This window comes from Cetobacterium somerae ATCC BAA-474 (assembly GCF_000479045.1).
Classification (GTDB): domain Bacteria; phylum Fusobacteriota; class Fusobacteriia; order Fusobacteriales; family Fusobacteriaceae; genus Cetobacterium_A; species Cetobacterium_A somerae.
In genome coordinates, this window is the sequence record NZ_KI518150.1 from 1 (window position 1) to 8,572 (window position 8,572).

The following is an 8,572-nucleotide window of genomic DNA, read 5'->3' on the forward strand; positions in this document are numbered from 1 at the left end:
TGTGCGTCTACCTATTCCGCCACCCAGGCGTTGATTTCTCGCTTTCGCTTTCAACAAAATAATAGTACCATTTTTTTCAGTAAAAGTCAACAAGTTTTTTATTTTTTTATAAAAAAGTTTTTATTGCAACTTTTTTCAACTTATGATACCATTGAATGACTCTATATTTAGGAGAATTAAAAAGAAACTAAGCGCCAGAACTTTTTAAGTTGACGAGGACTGGAATCATCGAACATTCGGCGGGTATTCCAGAGGTGACTACAACCTTAGACCTTCTACAAATCTAAAAGGTGACTTTTAGGACAAAGGAAAGTAAGTAGTGATTCTTCTTAAATATAAAGAACATTGAAAATTAAATATTTTAAGGAGGATTTTTTATGTGTGGAATTGTTGGTTACATAGGAAAAGGAGATGCTAAAAGCGTTGTTTTACAAGGGTTGGAAAAACTTGAGTACAGAGGATACGACTCAGCTGGTATCGCAATTATAAAGGATTCTAAAATTATAGTTGAAAAGAAAAAAGGTAAACTAAAAAATTTAGAAACTCACCTAGAGGGAATGGATTTAGACTCTCATATTGGAATCGGTCATACAAGATGGGCTACTCATGGTGAGCCATCTGATAGAAATTCTCATCCTCACTTTAGTGAAGATATGTCTATTGCAGTAGTTCATAACGGAATTATTGAAAATTATTCAATATTAAAAAATGAACTTATTGAAAAGGGTTATAGATTCAATTCTGACACAGATACCGAAGTGGTTGCGCATCTTATTCATTCTCTTTATAAAGGAAACCTTTTTAATGCTGTTACAGAAGCTATAAAACAGCTTAGAGGGAGTTATGCTCTTGGAATTCTTCATAAAGATTTTCCAGATGAAATTATCTGTGCAAGAAAGGATAGTCCACTTGTAATCGGAGTTGGTGAAAATGAAAACATTATCGCATCTGATGTCCCTGCACTTCTAAAATATACTAAGAATGTGTATTTTTTAGAAGATGGAGATATCGCTAGATTAACTGCTAGCTCTATTGAAATCTTTGACAAAACTTTAAATTCTGTAAGAAGAGAAATTAAAGTTATTGAATGGGACTACGAGCAGGCTACTAAAGCTGGCTTCCCTCATTTTATGATTAAAGAAATTTTCGAACAGCCAAAATCTATCGAAGAAACTTTGAATAGAAGAGTTCACAATGGAATCATTGACTTCTCTGATGTTTTATCTGATGATGAAATCAATAAATTTGATATGATTCATATTGTCGCTTGTGGAACTGCGTATCATGCTGGATTACAAGGACAATATGCTTTAAGAGAAATTTCTAGAATTAACTCTTTAGTTGAAATTGCATCTGAATATAGATATATGAATCCTTTTGTTAACGAAAATACCTTAGCTATTTTTGTAAGCCAATCTGGTGAAACCTTAGATACACTTGCAGCTTTAAAAGAAGCAAAATCTAGAGGTGCAAAAACATTAGCTATTACTAACGTTGTTGGTTCAACTATTTCAAGAGAAGCTCATAACACAATTTATACTATGGCTGGTCCTGAAATTGCAGTTGCTTCTACTAAAGCTTATACAACACAGGTGACTATTTTTCAATTATTAGCTATATATTTAGCTGAGAAAAAAGGAAAATTAACTAAAGAAAAAGTAGAAAAGTTAGTATCTTCTTTATATAGTATTCCAGAAAAAATTAAAACTACTTTAGATAATACCGAAATTATTAAAAATGTTGCAAACTTTATGAAAGATAAGCATAATGGTTTTTATATTGGAAGAGGTGTTGATTTTGCTACAGCTCTAGAAGGATCATTAAAAATGAAAGAGATTACATATATTCATACTGAAGCCTTTCCTGCTGGAGAGTTAAAGCACGGTTCAATAGCTTTAATCGAACCGGGAACACCCGTTGTAGTTATCGGAATGCAATCAAATCTTTTAGAAAAAACAATATCAAATATTAAAGAACTTAAAGCTAGAGGAGCACATATTATAACTGTTGCAAGAAAATCTTGTGAAGAAGCTATTGACGTTTCTGATGAGTTTATCGGCGTAGAAGATATTGAAGATGTTTTCTCTGTTCTATTAGCTATTATTCCGTTACAGCTTTTATCATACTTTACATCAGTAGATAAAGGTATCGATGTAGATAAACCTAGAAATCTAGCAAAATCAGTAACTGTTGAATAATTCAAAAAGAGCCAATAGGCTCTTTTTTTTATACTTATTAAGTAGAAATTAACATTTTTTCATGTTATAATATTTTTACTTTAGGAGGTTATATATGAATGATAGATTAAAAGGCACAATTTGGATGTGTATCTCTGCTTTAGGGATGGCACTAATGGGAGCTACAGTTAAATTTATTGGTAGCGATATCTCGACTTTTGAAAAACTTTTTTTTAGAAATCTTATTGGTGTAGTTATGTTACTTTTTACAATGAGAGGACAAAATATAAATATTTGGGGAAGTAGTAATAGAAGTAGATTATTTATGGTTTACAGATGTGTTATCGGGTTAACTGGTGCAGTTTTATATTTTTATTGCATAAACAAACTCTATTTAGCTGATTCAGCTTTATTAAATAAACTTTCACCATTCTTTGTAACTATTTTTGCAACTCTATTCTTAAAAGAAAAACTTGAAAGGCATCAAATCCCTATTTTAATCGTTGTATTATTTGGAGCTCTTCTTGTTATCAAACCTAAATTTAGTTTTGAAATGCTTCCAGCTCTAGCAGGATTCTTGTCAGCTATTTTTGCTGGTGGTGCCTATACTTTAGTTAGATATCTTAGAACTATGGAAGAACCATCAACTTTAGTTTTATGGTTTTCAGCTTTTTCCATGGTAGGAATGATTCCACCTATGTTAATACAAGGATTTGTTATTCCTAGTGGTGTCCAATTATTTTATCTTATTTTAACTGGTATTTTTGCAACTGTTGGACAAATTGGTTTAGCATACGCTTATAAATATGCTTTAGCTAGTGAGGTTTCTATATACCAGTACTTAAGTATTATATTTTCAGCTATAATCGGGTTTATGTTTTGGAAAGAAATTCCAGATACTTTAAGTCTGATTGGTGGATTAATAATTATTGGAGCAGCTATTTTTAACTACAGATTATCAAAAAAGTGATTGCTATAGCAATCACTTTTTTATCTCTTCTATCACACTGTTTAACTTCACATTTTGTTTATTTTTATATTCCTTATATTCTTCTATAACCTTATCGTCTATAAAATAATATCTTTCATCATTTAGCTGATAACTTTTTAAAGGGTATTTTTCTATTCTAACATCTTTTTTTTCTAATCTTATAACTGTTGAACAACTCTTTCTACAAGGTTCTAAAGGAGAGCAAGTTTTAAAACAATCATCTTTTTCATAGATTTTATATGATATATATCTACAACATATCGGCCTTAATTTATATATCAAACATTTTCCTAGTTCTTTATCGTGAAAATAGCAAACACTTTCCTCTAGTTTATTTTTCAATACTTTTTCTTTTACTTCATTATTTTTTCTTAAAAACTCTACTATCTCTCTCTTTTCATCTAAGGATATTAATGAATAATCCCAATTGCAACAACCACATGAATTAGAGGTTTGATTGCATAATCTTTCTCCATTCAACTTCACTATTTTATTTTTTGCATCTTCCAATATTTCTCTTAATATTTTCATTTCCTCTTCCTTTTAAAACGTATACGAAATACCTATTGTTAGTGTTCTACCTATTGCAGGATAGTATTGTCGTCTAAATTTCCATTCATTATTCTCATAATTATCATCCCAATATCCTGCATATTCGTCATACTTTTCATCAAATATATTTTCAATTCTACCTGTTATCATAAAATCAGAAGTTATTTTATAATAAGCAGATAAATCAAAGGTTATATATTCACCGGAATTTTTACCTCTTAAATTTTCTAAATCATCTAAATCATACGATTGACTATAGTAGACACCTTCAAAAGTTGTAGAAAATTTTTCAGTAAAATCATATGTTAATCCACCTGTTATTTTCCAATTGGGTACGCTTGGCATCTCAGAACCTGCATATTCACCGTCTACTATTTTACTTTTTATATAAGTTATAGATGACTTTAAAGTTAATTTATCTATATAGTGTTCAGCAACTCCTTCAAATCCAACTCTTTCAGTTTTTCCAATGTTATAGTTTACCATACCTGAAAACTCTGGTGGTATAGCTGAATATATCTCATCATGTGTTTTTTTATAAAATGTAGAAATAGATAAATATGTGTCATTAAGAAAATCTTTAAGTCCTATCTCAATTGTATCTTGAACTTGAGGCTTTAATTTCTCTGAATTTTTTGTATATCTCATTTCAGAAGCTGTCGGAGTTCTAAAAGCTCTATTATATGAGATATAAGTAGAACCTGTGTCAGAATATAAATAGTTAGCACTTAATTCATAAGAGTAATTATTATATTTACTATCATCTTTCGTTCCAATTTTATTCCAATTATTTAAACTCGCGTCTCTCCAATAAAAATTATATTTTGAATAGTCATATCTTATTCCTTGACTCAATTGTAATTTACCAACCTCATACTTATTCATAAAAAATGTTCCAAAGTTTTCTTTAGTGGAATTCCCTGACTGTACATTTTTATATCCCATTATCTTATCCTTACCATTCTCCCCTAATCCTGTTACCTTCTTATACTCCTTTCCAACTGAATAAGGTTTAAAAGCTTCATCTAAATAGTCCATACCCACTATAAAATACCCATCTGGACTATAATTATGTTTTATTTGAGCTTTTACATACTTTCGCTCATCATCTCCATCTCTTTTAAAGCTTCCATAATATTTGTTTCCTGCATATCTATTAAAATTACTATTTTTTCTATAATAATAGTTTCCATATATTAGGAATTCTGTATCTGAAGATATATTTTTAGAAATTTTTAAATAGTTATCATTAGACTCATATTTTGAACCTGAAATTTTCCCAGGATTTTTTCTATCGTTATCAGATATATATCTTGGAACAGCTACTCCTAATTTATTTTTATCTCTATTATAAGTATACTTATACTCTATCTCTCCATTTTTCAAAAGATATTTAGCTTTTAAATTAAATGAATGATTTCTAAAATCTTCATGTTCTCTCCATCCATTATTGCTATCTTCAACAAAAGCTACTTCAGCTAAAAATTTATCTGTTATTTTTGCACCATAAAGAAATCCATATTTTCTAGTATTATAACTTCCATAATCACCAAAAATATTTCCATAAAAATCTTTATTTTCAACATTTTTAGTCAATACATTTATTACACCACCGATTGCTTTATCTCCGTAAAGTATGTTTCCTCCTCCAGGAATAACCTCTACCCTATCAATCATAGCTAAAGGTAAATTAGATATCTGACTAGATGATACTGGTACTCCATCTAAGGTTATTAAAGAGTTCCGATCACTATACATAGAATTTAATCCTCTTATATCAAACTTTATTGTTCCTGCATATCTTGTCACTCTTATTCCTGGTACATTTTTCAATACATCTACTAAATCTTTTGCTCCACTATCTTTAATCTCTTGTGAAGTAACAATACTTATATTTGCAGATGTATCCCTAACAGTGGTTTCAAAATTTTCTGTTGTTATAACACTATCACTTAATTTGATAACTTTATTAGTATTCTCACCAAAAGATATGATGGAAAATAACAAATAACTTATTCCTAATATTTTTCTACTCATCTTTCCTCCCATTTGATTTTCTTCTTAAATGACAATTACTCAATATAGAAAAATATTAGATAATTAAAAAATCTAATAAAAATCAAAAGCCCATTAAACTTTAGTTTTTATTAGAAATTAGAAGTTTTTATTTAATTACAAAAAATTGTATTATAAAATACACTCTTCTTTCTCATCTTTCCCCCACGAAAAATAAAAAACTAAATTTTAAATAAGTCTCCTGACTTAGTTTCATCCTACTCCTAACCCTTCCCAGATTTTATAATCCAGTGGTTCTATCAGTTTCGTCCACAATACAGTAGCTTGGGGCTGCGTGGGATTCTCACCCATCTTCCTCTATTAAGCCTTTTGGCATTTAAAATACTTTTATAATATAATACTTTAAATTTATTTTGTCAATTATTTGAATATAACATTTATTATTTGAATATTTTTTTCATTTTGACTTCTTTTTTATATTATAAAAAAAAGAAGCAGAATATCTACTTCTTCTCTAATTATAAAACTTTTCTAACTTGCCAAAAATGATTATTCCAATAACCATCTATCTCAGAAATTACAACACCCTTTGATGTTGATGCATGCATAAATTTATTATTACCTAAATAAACTCCAACATGATGAGTTTTTCTCCATCCAATCTTAAAAAAGACTAAATCACCAACTTCCCAATAATTAGGTTTTTTTATTTTATCTCCCTCTTGGGCCATATTTTTAGTTGTTCTTGGCAATTTCTTTGAAAACTTTTCTTTATAAAGGTGCTGCATTAGAGCTGAACAATCCACTCCGCTTTTAGTTGTACCTCCTAGCCTATATCTAGTCCCTTTCCAACTTTTATAAAAAGCGGTTATTTTAGCAGTTCTTTCATTTCTTTCTCTTTCACTAATCCTAGCTGATGAACATCCTGTGAATATAATTAAAACGAACAAAAGTAATATTTTCAAAAGAAATCTATTATTTTTTAACAAAATTTAATTTTACTCCTGAATTTGTAAGTAGTATAATCCCATCTTTTGTTACCTCAATCTCTTTTGAATCTTTAAGATTTTTTAAATACTCTTGCTCTTGTATCATTAAATTTTCAGGTCCCATCATTCTAGTAGATCCAGGCTCTTGAATTGAAATTTTATTTCCTTCTAATGTATAGTTTGCAAAATATCTGTTAACACTTGAAGTTCCAGAAACCTTATCTTTCTCAAAATTAATATCAATTTCACTTTCTGGAAGAACACCTTGAAGAATATATGTATTCCCTATAATTTGAGAACTTATATCCTCTTTTTTTCCAAAACATCCTACAAATAACATAGTTGTAATTAAAAACAATAGTAGCTTCTTCATTTTTTCACCTCTTCTTTATTATTATTTCCTATTCTAACATGTTCAGCTTTAATTCTCCATATAAAATTTTAAATTTATTTTATCTATTATTTCATTATTTTTATTTAATATATCATATGTAATTTCTTGACCTTGTTCAAATTTTTCCAACTCATCAATGGAAACAAAAACTTTTCCATTCTCAACTTTAATTTTCATATTTTCAAACAATATTACTCTAGAATTTCCTAAATTATCTATAACCTCTTCAATATTATTAAGTTTTATTTTCAAGTTTTTATAGTTTTTATTTATAATATTTGAAGATTCAACTTCATAATATTTATTATTTTTTTCTGAATCACCTATCTGTATTTTATCCTGACTATTATAATTTTTAGTTATTCCTATGATTTTAAAAATCTCCTTTTTACCACTTAAAATAACTATTTTATCTATCAACGTATTTTTTTTATTTTTATAAGCTATACTCAAAATATCTCCTGAAATTTTGTAAGTCTTATTATAATTTAAATCTTTTGGTAGCTCTACTCCTATAAAAATTTCATTTGAATTTTTAAATATATTACCATAATCTAACTCCTCAAGAAAAACTCCTGGATATTTCTCTATCAAAGGGACAACTTTAACAGTATTTCTATAATAATTAGTATCTTGATTATCTCCTTCTATTACCCCTTCTGGCTTTAAAATCAATCTTAATCCATCTAATTTATTTTCACTTTTTGTTATTTCTAAATTATAATCATTTAATTGTATTTTTTTAACTATCAAATATTTTTTTCCATACTCTTGTTTTTTCAAAATTGGATTTTTATAATCAAAATCTAAATATATATCCGAATTGAAATTAGGCATTTCTATCTTCAGAACTTGTGTCTCAATTTTGTCAGGATATCTATATTCTATTTCTAATTCATATTCTTTTTCTTTTAAATCCCATTCATAAATCATTAATTCCATTTTTTGTCTATTTAAACTTTTCCATTTTAACTCTATAATCAAGCCATCTAAATCTATTTTCTCCATTTGAAAAGTATATTTATCCCAAATAACACTTTTTTCTTTTATTATTTCTTTGCCTTTTTTAATTATAACTTTCTCTAAATTTTTATCTATCTTCAAATTTTTTCCTAAAATATCTACAGTTGAAAAATATCCAACTGTATTTGGATAGGTTGGAATTGGAATATCAGAAAGAACGAGGTAATGCCCCTTTCCTAATAACGGTTCATTGGATTTATATTTTAAAGTTACTACATTTTTTGTTGCCATTATATTTGTATAAATCAAAAGCAATAGTATTAATATATTTTTCATATTCCCCCCAAATGTTTTTTCTATATATACTTCTATTAAATTATACTATATTTTTTTATTAAAAAAAGAAATGTTACAAAAAATAAAAAAAAACTCCTTCTATAAGGAGTTAATAACTTTTTATGGTGCCGCTTATCGGAGTCGAACCAATCAC

General features: G+C 28.0%; 7 protein-coding genes and 1 riboswitch. Of the genes, 2 read left to right on the forward strand and 5 right to left on the reverse strand.

Annotation, left to right across the window (positions count from 1 at the left end; genetic code table 11):
* Positions 1-377 precede the first annotated feature (377 nt).
* Both glmS and HMPREF0202_RS06735 read left to right on the forward strand, forming a co-directional pair.
* Positions 378-2,198: a glutamine--fructose-6-phosphate transaminase (isomerizing) gene (gene glmS / locus HMPREF0202_RS06730; RefSeq protein WP_023052359.1), complete on the forward strand. Its 1,821-nt coding sequence runs from the start codon at positions 378-380 to the stop codon at positions 2,196-2,198.
* 94 nt (positions 2,199-2,292) lie between these two features.
* A complete protein-coding gene (locus HMPREF0202_RS06735) occupies positions 2,293-3,147 on the forward strand; it encodes a DMT family transporter (RefSeq protein WP_023052360.1) in 855 nt (284 codons plus the stop codon).
* Positions 3,148-3,159: 12 nt separating this feature from the next.
* Here HMPREF0202_RS06735 and HMPREF0202_RS06740 read toward each other — a convergent pair whose 3' ends face one another.
* The 5 genes from HMPREF0202_RS06740 to HMPREF0202_RS06760 form a co-directional block, all read right to left on the reverse strand.
* Complete coding sequence (locus HMPREF0202_RS06740; RefSeq protein ID WP_023052361.1) at positions 3,160-3,699, reverse strand: CxxCxxCC domain-containing protein; 540 nt, start codon at positions 3,697-3,699, stop codon at positions 3,160-3,162.
* 12 nt (positions 3,700-3,711) lie between these two features.
* Entirely contained in the window at positions 3,712-5,757 is a 2,046-nt protein-coding gene (locus HMPREF0202_RS06745; RefSeq protein ID WP_040406724.1) for a TonB-dependent receptor, read from the reverse strand.
* A gap of 193 nt (positions 5,758-5,950) precedes the next feature.
* Positions 5,951-6,131: riboswitch (cobalamin riboswitch) on the reverse strand.
* A gap of 123 nt (positions 6,132-6,254) precedes the next feature.
* A complete protein-coding gene (locus HMPREF0202_RS06750) occupies positions 6,255-6,686 on the reverse strand; it encodes a C40 family peptidase (protein ID WP_211231167.1) in 432 nt (143 codons plus the stop codon).
* A gap of 25 nt (positions 6,687-6,711) precedes the next feature.
* Positions 6,712-7,098, reverse strand: coding sequence for an META domain-containing protein (locus tag HMPREF0202_RS06755; protein WP_023052364.1), 387 nt, complete (start codon positions 7,096-7,098; stop codon positions 6,712-6,714).
* Between the two features lie 48 nt (positions 7,099-7,146).
* The gene (locus tag HMPREF0202_RS06760; protein WP_023052365.1) at positions 7,147-8,418 is read right to left on the reverse strand and encodes a hypothetical protein; all 1,272 of its coding nucleotides are present in this window, start codon (positions 8,416-8,418) and stop codon (positions 7,147-7,149) included.
* Between the last annotated feature and the right edge of the window lie 154 nt (positions 8,419-8,572).